Genomic DNA, 22,221 nt, shown 5'->3' with positions numbered 1-22,221 from the left:
TTTTTTAATCCTCTATATATTTAAAAAAATAGTATACTTTGTCCCTCTAATTTTATTTAGAAACAATATATCTTAAATAACAAGACCATATCACCAGAACCTTTACACCTTAATAACAAGGTGTAGTAAATTAAATTTTAATGCACTTTTCAGTAAAATCATTTTATAGTCTAAGTGTCGCTTTGGTTTTTCTTTTCAGTTGTAAACAGGAAAAACCTTATACCGACATCTCTCCGACAGAAAGGCTTGATCCAAGTAGAATGCAAGCCCCCTATCCTGAAGTTCCCATTCCCGAATCTGCCGATCTAACTTCTCCAAGATGGAAAGGCATAGACCTTAGTCCTTTACCGCCTTTAGTTCCATTGTCCGCCAGCGAAGAACAAAAGACCTTTGTTCTCCAGCCTGGTTACTCCATGACACCGATTCTTACCGAGCCACAAATCAAAGAGCCTGCAGCCATACAATTTGATGGCAATGGAAGAATGTATGTGCTAGAGTTAAGAAGTTACATGCAAGACATTGATGCAGTTGGAGAATTATTACCTACAAGTCGTATTTCCAGATGGGAAGACAAAGACAACGATGGCATTTATGAAGAAGGCGTTGTATTTTTAGACAGCTTGGTTTTCCCGAGATTTGTTGTTCCATTTGGACCGGGTACAATTCTATCTATGGAGTCCAATGAAGATGAGGTTTATAAATATACCGATACGGACAATGATGGCAAAGCAGATAAAAAGGAATTGTTTGCTTCTGGCCTTGGTAGATCAGGAAATGTGGAACACCAAACCAGTTTCCTTACCTGGGCCATGGACAATTGGATGTACAGCACCTACAATTCGAAAAGAATTAGATGGACTCCTGATGGGGTAATTCAGGAACCAACTGGAAATCCTTATGGACAATGGGGAGTGACTCAAGACAATTATGGACAGGTTTGGTTTCAAGATGGTGCCGGTGGAGTACCCCGAAACTTTAACTTTCCCATTGTTTATGGAAATTTTAATGTTAAAGAGGAGTTCCAAAAAGATTTTAGACTTCCTTTCAGTTTGGTTAGGCTAGCAGATTTTGAACCTGGAATGAGGGAAACAAAACCTGACGGATCACTGAATAATGTAACCGGTGCTGCTGGAAATGATGTTTTCAGAGGTGACAGATTGCCAAAAGAATTGGTTAATCAGTATTTCTATGGTGAACCTGTAGGTAGAATAGTAAGACAGGTATATTCGGATAAAAAAGAAGGAATCACCTCTATTCAAAACCAATACTTGGACATCGAATCAGAATTCATTCAATCTACTGATCCATTTTTCAGACCAACAGATATGGCTACCGCCCCTGATGGCACCATGTATATCGTGGACATGTACCGTGGAATTATTCAAGAAGGAAACTGGACCCAAGACGGCAGTTATTTGCGTACAAAAATCCTTCAGTACCAAATGGACGATGTCATAGAGAATGGAAGAATCTGGCGAGTTACCTATGAGGGAATGTCTAGAGACAAAAACAAGCCCAAAATGTTTGAAGAAAGTGCTGCTGAACTTGTCAAGCACCTGGAACATCCCAATGGATGGTGGAGAGACAAGGCACAACAACTCTTAATTCTGAGACAAGACCACTCTGTTGAAGCTGATTTGGTGAAAATGGCCAAAAGTTCCAGCAATGAACTGGCTAGAATCCATGCATTATGGACACTGGAGGGTTTAGGCCTACTTAAAAAGGACCTCGTATTGTCTTTCTTGGGAGATAAGAGTGTAAATATCAGGATTCAAGGACTACGAGCCAGTGAAACCCTATACAAATACGGAGAAAAAAGCCTTGAAAAGTCCTACAAAGAAATGACTTTGGATGCTGATCCTTCCGTAGTCATTCAAGCGCTTCAGAGTGCCTATGTATTAAAAGTAAGTGGAATTGAAGAGACCCTCAAAGCAATTCAGCGCTCCAACCAAGCCAAAGGTGTTCAAGTGGTCACTAAACAGTTATTGGAAAATATCGCAGAAGAAAAAAAATTGGCCGAAACCCAATACACTCCGGCGGAACTGGTTTTATTTAATCAGGGGAAAACAATTTTTGACAGCTACTGTGCAACCTGTCACGGTGTAAAAGGACTTGGAACACCTACCGGAGCTGCCGGTGGTCAATTGATTGCACCAGCATTCTCAGGTTCACCACGTGTTCAAGGTCATCCTGAATACATTGTAAAAACACTTTTACACGGACTTACCGGAGCAATAGAAGGCAAGGAATACGAGGGGGTAATGATTGCCATGAGTAGCAATGATGACCAGTATATCGCTGCCGTAGCCTCTTATATTAGAAATGATTTTGGTAATTCAGGAAGCTTTGTATCAGCAGACTATGTAGCAAAAATTCGAAAAGATACCGAACAAAAGGATGGAAATTACCAATACGATGCCTTGTTAGCTGAAGTACCAAAAGTACTTGCCCCTCAAGACAACTGGAAGGTAACAGCAAGCAGTACCTCTTTACAAGGTGTAGGTTCTACAAGAGATCCATCTTATGTCTTTGGTTTTAAAGGCTGGAAAACTGATGGAAACCTAAAAAATGGCAGTTGGTTTCAGGTTGAATTGCCAAAGGCGGCGGCACTAACGGAATTGTCTTTTGAATCCAGGGATGAGATGAATCTTGGGAAATTCAAAGTTATGGTTTCCTTAGATGGTAAACAATGGATTGAAGTAGCTCAGGCTAAAGGCAACCAAGGAGCCAACACTGTAAGTTGGGACAATAATACCGAAGCCAAATTTCTGAAAATTGAAAGCTTGGAAGAAGGCGAAAAGCCTTGGAACATGCGCAAATTAAATATCTACGCAAGATAAAAAATACAATGGTGGCAAATCAAGGCGCTTTCGGCTCTGATTTGTCACCATTTAATTAACCTAAAAACGATTGCCTTTTTTACGGGTCGTTATATCCGAATGCGAAGACCCCGCCATTAACTTTTAAATCTTAAGATTTTGTCAGCATTGTTGCAGAATAAAAGCAACAATACCGCCAAAATCATATAGTGCTCATCATTTTTTTACCAAGGGCTGACACCCTTGGCTAGGTTATTTCGCCCCCTTGGGGCTTTAACCCGAAATATGCAATAGACATTCTATTACGTGCTGAAATCGCTTTAAAATCAGCCACTTCGTTGCTGTTTTCAATTTCACCAAAGCGGTGCTATGCTAAAATCTCCAAACAGCCTGATTTTCTTGCGATTGCAACACTTCCCGTAAACACGGGACAGGCTTCACCCCTGACAATGTCAGGGCGGAGAAATTCTATTACATAATCCGGGTTTAATAATCGGAATGATTAATCTTCCATTAATTTATAAGAATTTCTGTATTGAATAAAAGGGTTAGATGGGATTATTAATTAAGATTCTCTAACTATTATCAGCCCAAATAGATCATTATTCAAAGAATTAATCGCAACAGGTAATATAAATTTGATTGCCTATTTCAAGTTAAAACTTAACCATATAGTCCGATATTACTGCAGTAGAGACACTTCCGTACTGTCCTTCTGGCATTCCCAATTCATAAGGTGTGGGCTTGATCCATTGACTTCTTACACCTTCCACGGTTAGCGTACCAACTGGGTCAACTGTCACAAAAGCATATAGAGGATCTTTATAAGCAGCAATATGTGGCAAGTTTGGGTACCTTTCGTATTGGGCTTTAGGAAACCTCTCCAAACTGGTATATTTTTCTCCTATCCACTGATAAGACATACTGTTAATTTCAATATAATCTATGCCATTTAGGTGCCTATGAAAATCGATGTGATTGTGACCGTTAAAACAACAAATGACTTTATCTGCCTCAGCTTCCATTATCTCCTGAATTCTCAGTCTATTTTTCACTCCCCATTGATGGTGCCAAAGACTTTGGTGTGAAAGTACAATAGTCGGTAATTTTGTGGCAGCAAGGTCTGCTTTAAACCATTCAATCTGCTCGTCATCAATGTAAGTTCTTAGTGCACTATCCACGTAAAAATTGGCTTTATGATAATCAATATATTTCCCATCTTGAAACAAAAAATTAGCATCTAGGGTAATAAAATGGACTCCCTTTAGGTCATAAGAATAATAAGTCTTTGGCATACCCCAAAAATCCAACATTTCCTGCTTTGAATTCCGATCCATATCATGGTTACCAAGCACATGGTATTTAGGCCCTTTGAAAGTTTCCCAGATACCCATAAAATCCTTGTTTTTATCCTCCCCCATACAAAAGTCACCCAATTGTATTACCATGTCCACCTCTCTTGAGATGGCCTTGTCAATAAACTCCTCCAATCGCTCATTGGCGTCTGGGATCAAATCTTTATGAACATCGGCCACCAAACCAAAACGCAATGTTTGGGTATTCTTCTTACTTTCAGCATTGGCTTTAAAAGACATTGAAGTAAATGGCAGGGAGGCAAGTAATGAACCTGTTCCTATTTTATTTATAAATTTTCTACGCTTCATTAATTAGGATAAATTGTCAGTTTAAAAATTCAATTCTAAAGTTAAAATTATAGGGTATACCTCTTAATACAATCTTTTTAAATAACTTTCACTTAAAACAGATGCTATTTCTTCGGATGAAAAATTTTCACTGTTAATATGGTCTGCCAAGACTTTAGCCACAACTGGTAATTGTTCCTTTTCCAGCCATGTCTCAGGTTCCCATAATTTAGATCTTAAAAATGCTTTTGCACAGTGAATATAACACTCCTCTACTTCTACAATGATCCCTACTTCAGGACATTTCCCATTAATCTGGTATTTTTCAAGTAAATCTTTGTCTCGACTTAAGATGGCTTTACCATTTATCCGCAAGGTTTCTTTGAGCCCCGGAATGATAAATATTAACCCAATATGAGGGTTAGAAAGAATATTCACCATAGAATCACATCGCTTATTCCCAGGTCTTTCAGGTAGAACTAGGTATTGCTCGTTTAGCACATCCACAAAACCTGCAGGGTCACCTCTGGGAGAAACATCACAGCTCCCATCTTTATTGGCTGTACTTAGAAACAACATTGGAGATTTGGCGATAAAATTCTTGCAATGCCCGTCAATAAAATTAATTGACTTTTTTTGCACTAACTCTCTGGGGAAACCAAGAATTTCTCTCAATTCTTCTAAAGTATTTATCTGATTTTTAAACTCAACTTTCATGGGTTAATATTTTATTAGTAGTGCAATGAATAGGTTTTTTTAAAGAAGCCTCTCTAGGCGCCTCCTCTTATCGGTTTTAAAGCTTTAATTTAATAATAATTCATTAATAAATAGGGAAGGAAATTAAGATTGGTAAAGCAGCTATTTTAGTGTAGGCTTTTTTCAATTGGATTTAGAAAAGTCCTTGCTAAATTCAATCCTTAATGGACAGTTTTTAACTGTATGGCTGGAACTATTTTACCTGAGAAGGAATTTTATTAAAATGCTTGGCTTATTTAGGTCAAAATAACCAAAGGAAACTATGGAAAATGAATTAGAGGTAAAACTTGAAGAGAAAAGCATTAAACCAACGACCATGAGGCTTTTGGTTTTAAAGAAATTGGTGGAATCCACGGTTGCAGTAAGTTTGAATGACCTTGAAAGTAAGTTTGACAGGGCAGACAAAGCCACCTTGTACCGAACACTCAAAACTTTTGAAAAGAAAAAATTAATTCACAGCATAGAAGATGGTACCGGAGCTGTAAAATACGCCCTTTGTGAAGAAGGTTGTGAATGCGAGCCTAAAGATCAACATACGCATTTCCATTGCATCAAATGCAATGAGACTTTTTGCCTCACACAATCCAAAATCCCTGCGGCCAGTATTCCGGCCGGTTTTAAGGCATTAAGTGTTAGTATGGTTTATCAAGGGATTTGTGGCAACTGCTCATAATCCGTCCGATTTAAAATTAGGGGGTTCATCTCGTTTTTTAAAGTCTTCAAATGTCTTAAAACATAAATAGGCAATAGACCACCTATTCCGTAATGTCTGCTATTTGAAAGCAGAAATGCAACAGGGCATTCTCATTGATGATTGTATCTTTAATTTCCCCTGGTCTTTTGAATAAGAAAGATTTATTCTATTACTTTATTTCAGGATTGGTTGTATCCAAAATTCACTGTATTTAACTAAATTGGCTAACATGAACCACTTCCTCCTACACCAAAAAATGAAGCTGTTAAATACTCAATCAAAATTGGGCCTTGTGCTGCTTATGCTGTTCCTCCTATTGCCCAGTCTAAGCCAAGCACAAACCGATACGCTCACTACTCCTTCAGACAGTATTATGATTACCATCATGATGAAACATCATCAGGACAAAAACATTGAAGAGTTGAGAGAAATCCGTAACAAGAATGGATTTTTAGAAAATTTTCCTCCTCCTTCCGCCCGCGTAATCAATTGGTACGTGATGATGGGAATAGGTCAGGTGGTAACCCTTAAAATTCCTGCCAGCGAACTCCGCAACCTCAACATAGCCGTGGAAAAAAGTGTTTGGGGGGCCTTCTCTACCGAGTTCTATCCTACCTACGATCTTTATCCAGTGATTAAAGAAGCTAAAGAGAAATTAAAAGAAAGTCAATAAAGTTAAACTTTATTTAACGAATCATATTTACCTCATTATCAAATTGATAAATATTGAATAGTAAAAATTAATTCTACCCCAAAATTCACTTTTAGTCCAACAAAAGACAAAATGAAAAATAAAATTTGCTTAGTCACAGGTGCCAATGCAGGCATAGGATTTGAAACAGCTAAAGCACTTTGTGCAAAAGGTTTTAAAGTGATTCTTGTCTGTAGAACAAAGGAAAAAGCAATATCTGCCATGGATAGAATCCTGGAGAATCAGGCAGATGCCAGTATGGATTATGCTACTGCAGATTTAAGTTCTCAGGCAGAAGTAAGAACTTTGGCTATGAATATTATTAGCAAATATCCAATATTGGATGTCTTGATCAACAATGCTGGCATTTGGTATTCGGACATGGTGTTGACAGAAGATGGAATAGAACGCCAATGGGCCATCAATCATCTTGCCCCATTTTTATTGACACAGCTTTTGTTACCCTTACTCGTAAAAGCAGAAGAACCAAGGATTATTACTGTCAGCTCTGATTCGCATTTTCACGGCAAAATTCATTTTGAGGATGTCAACTTAACAAACAACTACCATGGACTGAGGGCTTATGCCCAATCAAAATTAGCCAATGTATTGTTTACAAAGGCTTTTGATCGAATTAAACCCTTAAAAAAATTAGTCATTTATGCCGTACAACCTGGCTTAGTGAAAACAGACATTGGCTTGAAACATACCTTTTCTTTTCATGGGCTAATGTGGAAATTGAGAAGACTGACTGGTAAAACTCCTGCCCAAGGTGCAGCGACCTCTATCTTTTTAGCCTCCGAAGATTCGGTTAAAGGCGATTCTGGGAAATACTGGGACAATTGCAAACCAAAAGCCACTTCAAATAAAGCAGCTTCTATTCCTGATGCTGATAGGCTTTGGGCATTGAGTTGTAAGCAATGTGGGATAAACGATTATTTTGAGAACATAACTTAATGTGTACTGTATACTCGAAACAAACGTTCCAATAACCGCATCTTGGTGGTGGTTGGAAAAAGGCGAGACAGCTTGACCAATACCCAATTGATTTTGCCTGGAATGATTATGGTTTTGCCCTTCAGTAAGCCTTTTAAACCTATCTCAGCCACTTCATCAGGCATCAAAACTACCAATTTCGCCCTACTACCATGGGCTTTCATGCGTTGCAGACCTTCTGCATTGGTAACAACAGGTCCAGGGCAAACTACTGACACAGTAACTGGCCCACTTTTAAGTTCCTCCCTCAAGGCGAGACTAAAAGCAAATACAAAGTTTTTTGAGCCGGTATAAACGGCTTTATAAGGCAGAGGTAAGTTGGCTTCCATGCTGCTCATATTCAAAATATAGGCCTTCTCTTCTAGCTTGAGTAAGGGTAGAAAATAATGACACATCCTAATCAGTACCTTATTGTTCAAATCAATGATTTGAAGCTGTTTTTCCAAGCTTATATTTTCAAACCTCCCTCCTGTCCCTATACCAGCATTGTTAATCAATCCATCAATTGAAAGTTGCTTTTCTATGCAAAAATCAAATAATGCTTTAACAGCATCTTCCTGTGTAAGGTCTACGGTGAAAGTGAGTACTTTCACTTTCCACTTGGATAAGATTTCAGTTTGGACCTCGGCTAATTGCCCATCAGGTAAAGCTACTAGGATAAGATTAAACCCTCTTGCAGCACTAGCCATGGCAAAAGCCCTTCCTATGCCCATACTGGCCCCAGTAATCAATGTGAAATTTTCTCCTATCATTGGGTTAAGTTAAAAAAACCTAGCAAATAATCCTTCTTATCAGTGATTTCTAAATAAAAACGCTTTTAGTCCCTAAAACTTTTAACCTTTTTCAATGTCATTGTTTACCTTTATGGTCTATGCAAAACAATGATGTAATTAGAAGTTTGAGGTATACTTTTGATTTTGGTGATGACCAAATGATTAAAATCTTTGGTCTCGCAGAATTGGAAGTAACCCGAACCGAGGTAAGCGACTGGCTTAAAAGAGATGATGACCCGGAATCAAAACCCATCAATGATTTTAAATTGGCGGTATTTTTAAACGGCTTGATCATTTACAAAAGAGGTAAAAAGGAAGGTCCTCAGCCCGTTCCTGAAAGCAGACTGAGTAACAATCAGATTATACGAAAGATAAAAATTGCACTTGAGCTCCAAAATGAGGATATCATGGAGATTTTAGCTTTGGCAGGAAGAGAGATGAGTAAGCATGAAATTAGTGCTTTTTTCAGAAAACCGGAACAAGCCCAATATAGACTTTGCAGAGATCAGGTTTTACGTAATTTTCTTCAAGGCCTGCAACTTAAGTTTAGGGAACAACAAAATAAAAAGGATTAATCAATGAGGCAGTTTAAGTCAATTTTCACTGCAAATGCAATCCCTTGTTTCCGGACTAGCTTATTGATGCTTTTACTTATGTTGTCATTACCAGGTTTCGCTCAAATAATTAAAAAACCGATCCCGGACAAAACAGTTATTTTATCTTTTGACGATGGTGTGGCCAGTCATTACAGTAATATAGCCCCCTTGCTACAGGATAGAGGATTTGGAGCTACCTTTTTCGTATGTGAATTCCCTCCTAACTTTGCCGACAGTACCAAGTACATGAATTGGCGTCAAATGCAACAGTTAGACAGAATGGGTTTTGAAGTGGCCAACCATACCCACAACCATGCTCCTGTGGGGAAATTGTCAGAGAAAGAAATCCTACAAGAAATAAGCTATATAGAAGATAAATGTGATTCCCTAGGGATAAAAGCGCCTATTAGCTTCGCTTATCCTGGCTACTCTATGAGTGAAACGGTCCTGCAAGCACTAAGTAAGAAAAATTACTTATTGGCTCGAGCGGGAGGAAAAAGAGCTTACGACCCATTGAAAGATCACCCTTATCTTATTCCAAGTTGGGCCACAGATCCAAATAATGAGTCGGAAATTATGGAAGCCCTTAACCAGGCAAAAGATGGGCAAATTGTTGTGTTGACTATTCATGGGGTACCTGATCTGGAGCATCCTTGGGTAAATACCCCACCTGAAATGTTTTTGAGGTATTTGGACTTCCTTACTGAGAATAACTATCAGGTAATGTCATTTGAACAATTGGCCGGATACATCGATTTTCGAGAGGCCAAAAATCAACTGAAAATAGATCTTGAACAAGCCTTGAGAAATTAATATTGGAGGTCTAAACAGCAATATGATTTTGCTTCAGTTTAACCTATTCAATTCAACATAATTCAGCTTTTTTTAAAACGATTGAAACAGGAGTTTGCAGAGCTGTTTCTTTTTTCTAGTAAAATCATTTTAGGAATTGAGTTTTCCCCTATTTCCCGCATTATAAGCCATAAATTTATGTGATTGATAGCGAATTAGATGCTTTGGGGCGCAATGAATATATTTGGTTTTTAGAAAATTAAGCAGTAATCTTGTCTTGAAAAGGGCTTTTATAAGGATATTGCGAATTAAATGTCCCTTTATAGATTTATTATAATAGAATTTCAATTAATCATTAAACATATAAAACAATCATGTCCAAAAAAGTAGTTACTCTAGGTGAGGTAATGCTTCGCCTTTCTACCCCAGATTTTAAGCGTTTTGTACAAACTGATACTTTTGACATAACCTATGGTGGCGGTGAAGCGAATGTGGCTGGAGCCCTTTGCAATTATGGGCTGGAAGGCACTTTCGTGACTAAAGTTCCCGATAACCCAATTGGGCAATCAGCCATCAATCACTTGCGCAGGTACGGTGTGGACACACAATACATTGCCAGAGGTGGTAAAAGACTTGGTATCTACTTCTTGGAAACAGGGGCTTCTATGAGAGCTTCTCAAGTAGTATATGACAGAGCTGATGCTTCCATTTCAGAAGCTGAAATTTCTGATTTTGACTTTGATAAAATATTTGATGGTGCAGTTTGGTTCCATACCACAGGTATCACACCTGCTCTAAGTGACAAAGCTGCTGCTTTGACAGAGGCTGCGCTTAAAGCTGCTAAAGCAAAAGGTGTTACTACCAGCATTGACTTGAACTACCGTAAGAAATTATGGAGCAAGGAAAAAGCAAAAGAAGTAATGACCAGACTTTGTCAATATGTGGATGTATGTATTGGAAACGAAGAAGATGCTGAAACAACTTTAGGTTTTCATAGCAAAGAAACTGATGTTACTAAAGGTGAATTAAACCTTGAAGGCTATAAAGATGTCTTCAAACAAATGAAAGAAAAATTTGGATTCAAATACATCGCTTCTACTTTAAGAGAAAGCTACAGTGCATCTGACAATGGTTGGAGTGCTTTGGTATATGATGGAAACGAATTCTACCACTCAAAAAAATATGATGTAAGAATCGTTGACCGTGTAGGTGGTGGAGATTCTTTTGCCAGTGGATTAATCTACGGCTTGATCCAAGAAATGGGTCTGAAAGACGCAACTGAGTTTGCTGTTGCTGCTTCTGCTTTGAAGCACACTTTCCCAGGTGACATGAATCATGCTACACTAGCAGAGGTTGAAGTCCTAATGGGTGGTGATGCTAGTGGTAGAGTTCAACGATAGTAACTGCTAAACAACAACCCATGATACTTGATACATTATCCAATGCCGCTAGATACAATAGTGTGCATCCATTATTCGAAAAAGCATTTGCTTTTATCCAGTCCAACAATTTAGGGGATATGGAAGAAGGCAAATATGAAATCGATGGGGATAAATTAATTGCTGCTGTTTTTGAAAAAGGAGCTAAAACCCAAGCTGAGGCCAATGAGAAATTTGAATGTCATGACAAGCACATCGACATTCAGGTTTTAATCAAAGGTAAAGAGAGCATTGGATGGAAACCTAGAGAAAAATGTACTGAAGTAAAAGGAGCCTATAATCCTGAAAAGGATGTGTCCTTTTATGTTGACCAACCAGAAATGTATTTTGGCATGGAGCCAGGACAATTTGCTATTCTTTATCCTGAAGATGTACATTCTCCAATGATTGGTGAGGGAAGTATTAAGAAAATGGTTGTTAAAGTAAAAATCTAGCAACAAGACCAAACACGCTTTAATTCAATAACTTACGTAAATTACCCCGGGTATTCTCCGGGGTAATTTACTTTAATCATACTAAGATGAATAAAAACGAAACCATACTTAAAAAAATAACGGATCAGGCCATCCTTCCTCTTTATTTTGACGCTGACGAAACAGTTAGCTTAGAAGTATTGAAAGCACTTTACGCAGCTGGTATCCGACTAGTAGAATATACCAACAGAGGTGAAGCAGCTTTGAACAACTTTACTAAAATGGTTGCGCTAAGAAACAGCGAAATGCCAGATTTGTTGTTGGGTATTGGTACCATCAAAAATGCGCAAATGGCCACAACTTATATTGAGGCTGGAGCTGATTTTATCATTTGCCCAGGACTTGTTGAAGAAGTAGTAGAAGTTGCTGACAAGCACGATATGCTTTGGATTCCTGGATGTATGACTCCTTCTGAGATCATCAGAGCTGAGAATCTAGGTGCAAAAATGATCAAATTGTTCCCAGGTGATATTTTAGGTCCTAAATTTATGGCTGGTATCAAATCTTTGTTCCCAAATTTGATTTTTATGCCTACAGGAGGTGTATCACTTGACAAAGACAATGTTGAGGCTTGGTTCAAAGCTGGAGTAAGTGCAGTTGGAATGGGTAGTAAATTGGTTAGCAAGCAATTGCTTCAAGAGAAAAATTACAGTAAAATTCAGGAAATGGCAGGACAAGCCATTGAATTAGTGAATGAAGTAAAAGGATAAATGATAAAAGCGGCTAAGAAATTGGCCGCTTTTTTTAATGTTTATTCTTTTTATAAAAATACTATAAATATCAATTATTGGGAAAAATCTCCTAATCATTCTGCGGGTTTCATGTTTCGAATGGCTGCAATTTTCCATTGCTTTCCTTTCTTTACAGTCACAAAAGTGCTCCACATTTTCCGCTCCGTTCCATCCTGATTTTTAATGGTATATCGGGCATCAGCCAAGGCCACATCCTCTTTCATATAACGTACCCTTTCCACTTTCAATACCCTATCTCCAGGATTGGAGCCAGAACTTGCAGCCATTCCCTTTACTGCTGCTTCTTTACCATGTCTCCATTCTCCATTGGACACCAATTGATCCATATCTTCAGTAATAATGTATTTGAGCATAACCGTATCGATACTTTCCCTAGCTTGCGCATAGCTTGCAACAAGATCAATAATGGCTTTTCCATCTTCAAAGCTTTGCGCTTTAAGAGAAAAAGTAGTTCCTGAAAAGATCAATACAAGTAAAACAAAAATTCTGGATAGGTTCATGATTGATTGGGTTAGTAATAAAAGTAAGAATTTTTGTATTATTTCCCTACCTTTTTAAAACCAAATATTCAATAGTTTGCCTAGTGATTACCCAATTCCCCAATAAATTTACGGGTTTGATCAAACAAGCGTGAAGCCTTTTTGTGATAAAAAGGTAAACTCCTATCTGCAGCTAAAATAAATCAATGCGCTTTTACCTTAGAGGTATTGATACTTTGACCACATTATATATTTTATTTCTTTATACCCTCCAATTGAATCCCGGATTTTATTGGTTTATTACCTAACATAGGCATTCTTGAGGGAAAATCTTTAGAAAATTCTTTGACAGGCATTTTGGAAGAAAAATCCTTTGAAAGGTCTATAATGGCCATATTTGAATCTTCCCCTAATGTATTACCATTTTCGTCACTAACATTATCATTATTATCACTAATATTTGATTCAAGTGGTGAAACTATATGGCCAAGGGATGACTCAAAGTCAATGGTGTTATCGTGCAGATTATTAGGTATATCCATTTTATCTGGGATTGAACGTGGTATAATCAATGCCTGACCAAATACAAATGACGAAGAAAATACTAATCCTAAAATGAGTACAATTTTATTCATGGCTATAATTGATAGATGCTATTTTAACTTTATCAAACGTTAAATTAAACATTAAGTTTGGATACCCTTCTATAAACTTCTTTAAAGGAGGTAATTATGGATAGATTTAACAATAAATAACACCCAAAAGGGCTTTTTCGCCTCACATCCACCTTGTTTAACATTGTCCCACTTTATGCTTCATTGCATACCACAATTTTACTTCATCAAATCTCCTCTCAAAACCTTCTGTTACCCCTTTTTCAATATATGCCTTTACAGTTTTTACTCCCCCATTTGCTCTTTCCTTATTTTCTTTCTCCTTTGGAATCATGACTACTAGGTTAATTTTTGCCAAATTTATGGGTGGCTTTCGCGTATTTATGGTTAAATTAAACAAACAATCGTCAATAGCCTTGTTAAAAGCATGAGATACCTACTAATTGTTTTGTCCTTTTTCTTCCTTTGCCTATCCGGAGAAGTAACTGCACAAACTGAAAATGACTATTCTCAAAAAGAGCCATCGAGAGATGGAATTGGAAAAGTATATATGGGAAGAGAAATTTCTCATGTAATGGGTTTTCATGGGGTAGCCTGGCTGGAAAGAGACAGCCGTGAGGAAGAAGAAAACACTAAACTGACCATTTCCAAGCTACCTATTAGTGAGAACAGTAAAGTAGCAGATGTGGGGGCCGGCTCAGGCTTTTATACTTTTCGTATCGCTGATAAGGTACCAAAAGGTAAGGTATATGCCGTAGACATTCAAAAAGAGGCACTTAACTACATCAAAAATAAAGCGGAAAAACAAAAAGTAGACAATGTAATCCCCGTGTTGGGAACAGAGAAAAGTCCAAACTTACCTGAAAATACCTTAGATTTGGTAATAATGGTGGATGTTTACCATGAGCTTGCTTTTCCAAAAGAGATGCTATTAAACATCAAGAAATCCTTAAACCCAACGGGTAAGTTATTGCTTATTGAATACCGTGGCGAGGATCCAAAAGTGGCAATAAAGCCATTGCATAAAATGACCGTTAAGCAGGTAAAGAAAGAATTGGAAGCCAATGGATTTAAATTGACTACCAATGGCCAATTTTTAAATATCCAGCATTTTCTTGTTTTCGAAAAAGAGGATTAGGATTATTTAATATCCAATGAAACTTCACAGCGTTGCCCTTTTAGCATTGTAGAAATGGCTTCCTGGTCCCAGGTTCGTTTTAACTCCTTAAGAATTGCTCCGTATTCACTTTTGTACTTTTTCCTTTTGATAGCTTCTACAAATCGCCTTACATCTGTACGGGTTTCCAATAATAATGGCGGAACAGGCGTAGGCTTGTCGTCCTCCCCTTTGGCGACCATGGTAAAGTAACAGGTATTGGTATGTTTTACTACCCCTGTTTTTACATTTTCGGAAATCACTTTTATCCCAATAATCATTGAACTATTGCCTACGTGATTTACTGAGGCTTTCAAAGAAACCAGCTCCCCTACTTCTACTGGCTGTAGAAAATCTACGGTATCTACAGAAACCGTGACACAATAAGCACCACTGTGTTTGGTGGCAGCAGTATAGGCCACCTTATCCATCATAGAAAGTAAAATGCCTCCATGAATTTTTCCTCCAAAGTTGGCATAAGAGGGTATCATAAGTTCAGTGATGGTAACGCGTGAAAAACTGGCCGGTCGGGCACTTAGGGATGCACTCATTTATTAAAAGAATTTGTATGAATCAAGGCAAGTCGTAGCGACATGCACCTGCAAATATATGTATGATTTTTATAAATCAGCCTGTAGAAGGCAAATGGATTTCCTAATTCCTTATCTTGATTGTACCCATACCATAAAAATTAGAGTGACGTAATGATTTTGTCAGCATTGTTGCAAAAAAACAGCAACAATACCGCCAAAATCAGATGGACTCCTCATGCATTATCCAAGGGTTGTCACCCTTGGCTACAAAAATGTCACCCCTAGGGGTTTGGGGAGGTTTAGTAACTTAATGTACGTTTTTGGTAGAAATAATACGTAATGATTTTGTCAGCATTGTTGCAGAAATAGTCGACAATACCGCCGGAAGCAGTATGTGTCTATCAGTGCATACCAACACCTGACTTCCTTGACTATAATTACACCACACATTCAGCCTTTTTTATTATGAGGGAACTTATAATGAAAGTCTCCTTCCACCAAAAACAAGGTTTTAATTGGTGCTAAAATTTGTCAGCATTGTTGCAGAAAATGAAAATATGGCTCTAAAATAAAAAAAGGAATATCATTTTCTTTGGAAAGCTTAAGCATTTGGCTATCAATATACCACGATTCCAAAGTCTATCCACCTTCTACAATATCACTAACTCAACCCATCACCAAATCAATCCTCCTCTATGGGCCTTAATTCATAAATATAATAACACTGGTATTCTTTTTCCTCTTCATGAATGTCGGCCTGATCAGCATAATGTAAATAACGGTTGTTCCCTAAGCCCAGTTTGAGGTTTCCTGGTTTATCCCAAAGGACAGGGAGGCCAATTAGAATGCCATCTTCTATGGGGTAATAAAAGACTTTTCTTGTTTCCATTAGAGCCATTCTTTCTTTGTAATCGCCAGTTTCAATATTGTCTTCAGGAGCTAATCCTGCTTTATATTCAACGATAAATGCAGCTCCTTGTCCAACAATATGTGTAAAACCGCCTCCTAGAGCAAAATCAAGGCCGATCGCACCAAATTCTTTTCGATCGGCCATTTCCATGGGGACCTTGGCAAGTTGATCAGGTTCCTCACGTTCCAGTTTGATTTTATTGACCAAGTTCAAGTTTTGATCATATTGAAATAAAATAGAATCTGCCGGTAAGATTAATGACATTACTTTGGAATTCAAATCTGAAAAATAAATAGGCTTGTGCTTACCAGGATAAAAATAATTCTGTTTAAAAATACTGCTTTCATCTATTTTCCCACCTTTTATTACAGTCCCATCCATTGGATTTACTAAATGAAAATAGTTTAATGTATCAAAATAATCCATGGGAAATTTATCCAATCTTCGATCACTCAAATTGGCAATACCATAGGCAACATTGTTTATACTAAATTGGTGAAAATTATCCAATGGAGTATGAATCATCCTTACCATGGTATGTTGCTCGAAGGGGAATTTCCTGAGTTGCTGTAAATCTAAATCATATATAAAGATTTCCTGATCACTCACAAACATTATTTCATCCCCTACAAAGCCGGCCCGATGCAAAACCATCCCAAATGCATTGGGGCCTTCACTTAAAAGTTCTTCAGCAAGTACTTCCCCTTGGCTGTTTATGATAAAATACCTGCCCTCAACACCTTTGGTAACCATTAGGTATACTTCCTGCTCCCTGTGATAGTCCAGCACATTTAATATTTGCAATTCGTCAAAAACCAAGGAATCCACCTTTACAAATTCCATTTCTTTAAGGGCTTTGCTTTGATTTTCTGTACTGTTACAAGAAACCAAACCAATGGATAGCAAAACCGACAATTGAAAATATCTAAATAGCATAAGAATACCGTTAACTTTAAACTAATTTAATAAAAATATAATTATAAAATTAATTTACAAGGTTTTTTTACTATTTAAAATATTGAATTTATGCTGCTAAACCCTTGATTCTAAAAAAAATCGGTTTCAAAGTTATAGGAAGAACCAGTGGTCAATCAAAATTTCCAATAATAAAATTAAAAAAATATTGTACCTGATATTCTTCGTTACTTTTTATATTTAAAGGTTATATTAACAATAAATATCAGGTACCTAAACATTCCCATGAAAAGAATTTACATCCTATTATTTCAATTAATTTTATTCATTTCCACAGCATATTCTCAACAAAACTTTGCCCCTGAAAACGGGGACAGGCTTGTGCTCTTGGGCAATGCATTGATAGAAAATGAACAACAATTCGGATTCCTCGAATATAGACTTACCAATTACTGGCCTGAAAAGCACCTTACCTTCAGGAACATAGGCTGGTCAGGAGATACTGTATTTGGTGAAGCCAGAAGTTACTATACCAATCCCCCCGGCCCTTATGACTTACTTATTTCTCAAATAAAAGCGGCTGAGCCCGATTGGCTTATCATAGGTTATGGGAATGTGGAAGCCCAGCAAGGAGCTGAAGGCTTGGACCTTTTCAAAAATGGTATGAATCAATTGCTCGATAGCGTTGAGGCCATAGGTGCAAAAGCAATTTTGCTATCTACCATTCCACAGGTTTCTGCCGGAACGGAGGATTTATTGAAATTAAGAAACAATGAATATCGCAGCTATAACCAGGCAATTAAAGAAATTGCCCAATCCCGAAAATTGACTTTCATTGATGTTTTTGATGCCTTTAATACAGCTACTGGTGCTGAACTTTATGAAAACAATGGGGTTCATCTTAATGAAAAAGGTTATGCTCAGCTTGCCGAAACGGTTATGGATCAACTGGGGCTGAATAGGGAAAAACCTTCCATTGAAATTGATGCCTCTACCGCTAGCGTTGAAAGCAATGTACCGGTACAGCACATTTCCATTGCAGATAAAGCCAGAAATATATCCTTTAAAAGCATACAAAATCTAGTTTCTAATCCTAATCCAGGCAATGAAACCATTAAGGTGAATGGCTTAAAAAAAGGAAATTACTCCTTGTCTGTGGATGGAAAACTTTCGGCCATTGGAAGCAGGAAGCAATGGGAAGAAGGAATTATCTTGGAACAAGGCCCAAGCCTAGAACAATCCAAACATTTGCTAGAATTGATAAGAGAAAAGGATAAAATCTATTTCCAGCAATACCGTCCGCAAAATAGAACCTATATTCTGGGCTTCCGATCTTATGAGCAAGGAAGGCATAAGGAAGGATTGGAAGCTTTGGATGCATTGATCCTTTGGTTGGATGATCAGATCAATCAAACCAAAAAGCCCAAAACCCTTCATTACCAACTAGAAAAGCTGCCTTAAATGTCGGATTTTAATCGATTGAATCATTTTACCAAGAAATCCTTAAATACCATGTTATTGGAATTAAAAATATTTACAAATTTTTTGATAAGTGTGGCTAATAAAGCTTCCCATATATCAAGATTATTAGTAGGAATAGCTACATTTTTGATTGTACTGAGTGTCAATGGTACCATTGCCAATGCCCAAAATGCTCTTCGGGATATCCCATCTACGGACCCTCAGGTTCAAATGGACAGGTTTCAGGTAGCAGATGGCTTTGAAGTCAATTTATTTGCCACTGACCCTATGGTGGTCAAGCCCATTCAAATGAACTGGGATGCCCAAGGCAGATTATGGGTAGTAAGCAGTACCATTTACCCTCACCTTAGACCCGGTGAGACGGCCAATGATAAAATACTGGTAATCGAAGACACCGATAGAGATGGAATAGCAGATAAATCCACTGTTTTTGCTGAAGGTCTCTTCACTCCCACCGGCCTCTTACCTGGTGATGGAGGTGTCTATGTGGCCAATTCAACAGAAATCCTACACTTAAAGGATACAGATGGAGACGGCAAAGCAGATGAAAGGACCAAAATACTTTCCGGCTTTGGAACCGGTGATACCCACCACCTCATCCACACTTTTCGTTGGGGACCTGATGGTTTGATGTATTTTAATCAGTCCATCTATATCTACAGCCATGTAGAGACTCCTTGGGGCATCCGCAGACTTGAAGGTGGTGGTGTTTGGCAATACAATACAAAAACCCAAAAATTAGAAGTATATGCCAAAGGATTGATTAACCCATGGGGCCTACAATTTGACAAATGGGGCAAAAGCTTTTTGACGGATGGTGCTGGACGAGAAGGTATTAATTACGCCTTTCCTGGCGCTACATTTGTAACTGCCCCTGGTGCTGAACGAATTTTAAGCGGTTTGAATCCTGGTCAACCAAAGCACAGTGGTTTGGATATTGTTTCAGGCGCACATATGCCGGAAGATTGGGCAGGAAGCCTTATTACCAATGATTTTAGGGCCAACCGTGTGAACCGTTTTGTTTTGGAAGAACAAGGAAGTGGCTTTGTTTCTAAGCAGGCTGATGATTTATTATGGACAGATCATATAGGCTTCAGACCTGTTGACATCCTAATGGGACCAGATGGCGCAATCTATGTTGCTGATTGGTATAACCCTATCATTCAACACGGGGAAGTTGACTTTTTTGATTCCAGAAGAGACCAACAACATGGTCGAATCTGGAGGGTAACCAAAAAAGACAGCCCTTTGGTCAAGTATCCTGATTTACAGAATAAACCTATCCCGGAATTATTGGAAGCCTTAAAATCGGAAGAAAACTGGGTAAGATTACAGGCGAAGTTGATCCTAAAAAACAAGGATGTTCAAGAAGTAAAGTATGCATTGAGTAAATGGCTCGATGCACTTGATCCTTCAAATCCAGAATTTGAGCACCATTTAATGGAAGGGCTTTGGATGCATCAGGCCATTGGCGCGGTGAATGTACCTTTATTGGAAAAGCTATTAACGGCTAAAAAACCGGAAGCAAGAGCTGCAGCGATAAGGGTATTGGTGCATTGGAAAGAAGACATCCCTGAAACCCAATCTTTATTGGCCAAAGCCACTAAGGATAGCCACGCAACAGTAAGGTTGGAAGCGGTTGTAGGGCTTCAAAATTTCAGTACTACAGAAGCCACTATTGCTGCTTTGGAGGCATTGGATCAAACCATGGATGTTAACCTGGACTTTGCCTTATGGCACACCATCAACACTTTAAGCCCGGTTTGGTTACCAAAATTATTAAATGATCCTGGCTATTTCGGGAATATGGACAAAACCATATTTGCTTTAAATACCGTAGGTGACCCAAAATCCACCTCTTTGCTTGCTCAAATGTATAGCGACAATAAGGTCCCGGAAAAATACTTGGAATTGGTTCGTGAAAAATTGGCCAAATATGGCACCAAAGAAGATTTAACCAAAATCTACCAACAAGCAATCAATCCAAAATCTACCGATAAAGAAAGCCAATTGAAAGACCTGGAACTACTGTACAAAGCAGCTTCAGAAAGAGGCTTGGTGCCACAGCATACTTCTGCTCAATTGAGAACCTTACTTTCAAGTAAAAATGAAGCGGTAGAGATAAAAGTATTGCAATTGGTAGGCATGTGGAAAAAAGCCGACCTATTGGATCTTATCTTGCTAAAGAACCAAGACAGTAATGAGGAGGTTAGAAAAGCCGCCATGGAAGCTATGGGTAAGCTTAATGATGCCGATAGTCAGGAACTTTTGTTCAACATGGCCAAAACGCATAAAAATGAAAGCATCCGCATCTTGGCCATTTCTCAGTTGGTGAAAACAGCACCGGAGAAGGCTACAGATGCTGCAATTACCCTGCTTTCAGAAAAACCTTCAGAAAATGGCACGCGAGAACTGTTTGCTGCATTCCTTTCCTCCAATAATGCCACCACTGTGTTCGCCAATTCATTGTCCAATACACGCATCCCTACAGAAACGGCAAAGACAGGAAGAAAAACCATGCAAGAATTACTCCCCGTACATAGAAGAACCAGAACCGGAGCCATACAGCTTAAAGATGCCCTAGAAGCCTCTGGTGGAGTATTACCTCCTGAGAAAATGCCTCAGCAATTAAGCGAACGAGAAATCTATCTCCTTGGAATAGAAGTAAAAACTGAGGGAGATCCGGTGAAAGGGGAAGCCATTTACAGGCGAGCCTCTATGATGTGTCAAAACTGCCATGGAATAGGTGGTGCCGGTGGTCAGTTGGGACCGGACTTAAGTTCTTTAGGTACAAGTTTACCTATAGACAATATTATCAAATCCATACTTGAGCCTACAGAATCAATCAAAGAAGGTTTTGAGTTGCAGAAAGTAACCAAAAATGATGGTGGAATTGTGATGGGTTATTTGATCAATGATGGGGCAAGAGAAGTTGTCATTCGAGACATGGCAGGTAATGAAAATGGCATTCCTAAATCACAAATTAAAAATGTGGAAAAGGTCCCCGGTTCCTTGATGCCCGCAGGAATTACTGCTAGTCTGGAAAAACAAGAATTTATTAATTTGGTCAGCTATCTTTCCAAACTGGGAAGCAACGGAGATTTCAGGGTCACCAATGAAAAACTGGTAAGACGCTGGAAGGCAGCACCTGATTTTAAGGCTTTGAGCAAAATTGATGGAGTGAATACTTGGGAAAACCTGCCGGGTAAAAAAATTGTACCTGGCACAAAGGCTTTATACAGCAAAGTAGCCGGTGACTTGCCCTTGGGAGATATTCCTGTGATTACAGACAATAAAGGTAAAAAATTCAGCCTTGTTCAATTTGAAGTTAACATACTTAAGGCAGGAGAATTCAGTTTGAAATTAACCGGAGTTGATCAGGCCAAAGTCTGGGTAAGTGGTAAAGAAATCTCCCTCAATAAAGGTACAGGAGCTACTAATCTTAGTGTAGGCAAACAATGGGTGAATATAGTTTTTGACCGGGATAAAGCCGCTTCAGGTTCATTAATGATATTGATAGAAGATGGAAAAGCCAATAGTGCACAAAGTCAAATAATTGTAGGACAGTAAGTTAATTGTCCTTCATAGTTGGATTGAAAAGGGCTGTTCCTTCTTGGATAGGATCAATATGTTTTAGACTAATTAAAGAAGAGCATTGGATAAACGCCGGTTTTACGACCGGCGTTTTGCTTCGAAAGGGATTCACTG

General features: G+C 38.3%; 20 protein-coding genes. 12 read left to right on the top strand and 8 right to left on the bottom strand.

The window, feature by feature from the left end:
* The first annotated feature begins 140 nt into the window (after positions 1-140).
* Positions 141-2,840: a DUF7133 domain-containing protein gene (locus tag CA2015_RS20145; protein WP_048643528.1), complete on the top strand. Its 2,700-nt coding sequence runs from the start codon at positions 141-143 to the stop codon at positions 2,838-2,840.
* A 635-nt stretch (positions 2,841-3,475) separates the two neighbouring features.
* Here CA2015_RS20145 and CA2015_RS20140 read toward each other — a convergent pair.
* Both CA2015_RS20140 and CA2015_RS20135 read right to left on the bottom strand, forming a co-directional pair.
* Positions 3,476-4,483, bottom strand: coding sequence for a metallophosphoesterase family protein (locus CA2015_RS20140; RefSeq protein WP_048643527.1), 1,008 nt, complete (start codon positions 4,481-4,483; stop codon positions 3,476-3,478).
* Positions 4,484-4,546: 63 nt separating this feature from the next.
* The gene (locus CA2015_RS20135) at positions 4,547-5,179 is read right to left on the bottom strand and encodes a pyridoxamine 5'-phosphate oxidase family protein (RefSeq protein WP_048643526.1); all 633 of its coding nucleotides are present in this window, start codon (positions 5,177-5,179) and stop codon (positions 4,547-4,549) included.
* Positions 5,180-5,480: 301 nt separating this feature from the next.
* Here CA2015_RS20135 and CA2015_RS20130 point away from each other — a divergent pair, with 301 nt between their 5' ends.
* From CA2015_RS20130 to CA2015_RS20120, 3 genes are all read left to right on the top strand, one after another.
* A complete protein-coding gene (locus tag CA2015_RS20130; protein ID WP_048643525.1) occupies positions 5,481-5,891 on the top strand; it encodes a Fur family transcriptional regulator in 411 nt (136 codons plus the stop codon).
* A gap of 277 nt (positions 5,892-6,168) precedes the next feature.
* A complete protein-coding gene (locus CA2015_RS20125; protein WP_053086720.1) occupies positions 6,169-6,585 on the top strand; it encodes a hypothetical protein in 417 nt (138 codons plus the stop codon).
* Positions 6,586-6,696: 111 nt separating this feature from the next.
* Positions 6,697-7,560, top strand: a complete 864-nt coding sequence (locus CA2015_RS20120; protein WP_048643524.1) for an SDR family NAD(P)-dependent oxidoreductase — start codon at positions 6,697-6,699, stop codon at positions 7,558-7,560.
* Here CA2015_RS20120 and CA2015_RS20115 read toward each other — a convergent pair.
* Complete coding sequence (locus tag CA2015_RS20115; RefSeq protein WP_048643523.1) at positions 7,557-8,351, bottom strand: SDR family NAD(P)-dependent oxidoreductase; 795 nt, start codon at positions 8,349-8,351, stop codon at positions 7,557-7,559. The two genes, CA2015_RS20120 and CA2015_RS20115, sit on opposite strands and share 4 nt — an antisense overlap.
* A 119-nt stretch (positions 8,352-8,470) precedes the next feature.
* On the opposite strand from CA2015_RS20115, the gene CA2015_RS20110 reads away from it, so the two are divergent.
* From CA2015_RS20110 to CA2015_RS20090, 5 genes are all read left to right on the top strand, one after another.
* The gene (locus CA2015_RS20110) at positions 8,471-8,947 is read left to right on the top strand and encodes a YehS family protein (RefSeq protein WP_048643522.1); all 477 of its coding nucleotides are present in this window, start codon (positions 8,471-8,473) and stop codon (positions 8,945-8,947) included.
* Between the two features lie 78 nt (positions 8,948-9,025).
* Positions 9,026-9,781 (top strand): polysaccharide deacetylase family protein, encoded by a 756-nt coding sequence (locus CA2015_RS20105; protein WP_240477855.1) that lies wholly within the window; start codon positions 9,026-9,028, stop codon positions 9,779-9,781.
* A gap of 353 nt (positions 9,782-10,134) precedes the next feature.
* Positions 10,135-11,160, top strand: a complete 1,026-nt coding sequence (locus CA2015_RS20100) for a sugar kinase (protein ID WP_048643521.1) — start codon at positions 10,135-10,137, stop codon at positions 11,158-11,160.
* A gap of 20 nt (positions 11,161-11,180) precedes the next feature.
* Positions 11,181-11,633 carry a YhcH/YjgK/YiaL family protein gene (locus CA2015_RS20095; protein ID WP_048643520.1) on the top strand — a complete coding sequence of 151 codons (453 nt, stop codon included), beginning with the start codon at positions 11,181-11,183 and terminating at the stop codon, positions 11,631-11,633.
* A gap of 86 nt (positions 11,634-11,719) precedes the next feature.
* Positions 11,720-12,382, top strand: a complete 663-nt coding sequence (locus tag CA2015_RS20090) for a bifunctional 4-hydroxy-2-oxoglutarate aldolase/2-dehydro-3-deoxy-phosphogluconate aldolase (RefSeq protein WP_048643519.1) — start codon at positions 11,720-11,722, stop codon at positions 12,380-12,382.
* Positions 12,383-12,477: 95 nt separating this feature from the next.
* On the opposite strand, the gene CA2015_RS20085 is transcribed toward CA2015_RS20090, so the two are convergent.
* The 3 genes from CA2015_RS20085 to CA2015_RS24905 form a co-directional block, all read right to left on the bottom strand.
* Complete coding sequence (locus CA2015_RS20085; protein ID WP_048643518.1) at positions 12,478-12,924, bottom strand: SgcJ/EcaC family oxidoreductase; 447 nt, start codon at positions 12,922-12,924, stop codon at positions 12,478-12,480.
* A gap of 233 nt (positions 12,925-13,157) precedes the next feature.
* Complete coding sequence (locus CA2015_RS20080) at positions 13,158-13,538, bottom strand: hypothetical protein (RefSeq protein ID WP_048643517.1); 381 nt, start codon at positions 13,536-13,538, stop codon at positions 13,158-13,160.
* A 157-nt stretch (positions 13,539-13,695) separates the two neighbouring features.
* Entirely contained in the window at positions 13,696-13,851 is a 156-nt protein-coding gene (locus tag CA2015_RS24905) for a hypothetical protein (RefSeq protein ID WP_157470554.1), read from the bottom strand.
* A 93-nt stretch (positions 13,852-13,944) separates the two neighbouring features.
* Between CA2015_RS24905 and CA2015_RS20075 the strand changes: the two genes are divergently transcribed.
* The gene (locus CA2015_RS20075) at positions 13,945-14,655 is read left to right on the top strand and encodes a class I SAM-dependent methyltransferase (protein WP_048643516.1); all 711 of its coding nucleotides are present in this window, start codon (positions 13,945-13,947) and stop codon (positions 14,653-14,655) included.
* A gap of 2 nt (positions 14,656-14,657) precedes the next feature.
* Here CA2015_RS20075 and CA2015_RS20070 read toward each other — a convergent pair whose 3' ends face one another.
* Entirely contained in the window at positions 14,658-15,224 is a 567-nt protein-coding gene (locus CA2015_RS20070; RefSeq protein WP_048643515.1) for an acyl-CoA thioesterase, read from the bottom strand.
* A gap of 664 nt (positions 15,225-15,888) precedes the next feature.
* A complete protein-coding gene (locus CA2015_RS20065) occupies positions 15,889-17,052 on the bottom strand; it encodes a hypothetical protein (RefSeq protein ID WP_048643514.1) in 1,164 nt (387 codons plus the stop codon).
* Between the two features lie 264 nt (positions 17,053-17,316).
* Here CA2015_RS20065 and CA2015_RS20060 point away from each other — a divergent pair, with 264 nt between their 5' ends.
* Positions 17,317-18,492, top strand: coding sequence for a GDSL-type esterase/lipase family protein (locus tag CA2015_RS20060; RefSeq protein ID WP_048643513.1), 1,176 nt, complete (start codon positions 17,317-17,319; stop codon positions 18,490-18,492).
* Positions 18,493-22,083 carry a PVC-type heme-binding CxxCH protein gene (locus CA2015_RS20055; protein ID WP_084011918.1) on the top strand — a complete coding sequence of 1,197 codons (3,591 nt, stop codon included), beginning with the start codon at positions 18,493-18,495 and terminating at the stop codon, positions 22,081-22,083.
* Positions 22,084-22,221: the final 138 nt, after the last annotated feature.

The sequence above is a fragment of the Cyclobacterium amurskyense genome (genome assembly GCF_001050135.1).
GTDB classification, from domain to species: Bacteria; Bacteroidota; Bacteroidia; order Cytophagales; family Cyclobacteriaceae; genus Cyclobacterium; species Cyclobacterium amurskyense.
This window is presented reverse-complemented; position numbering and strand designations above follow the sequence as displayed.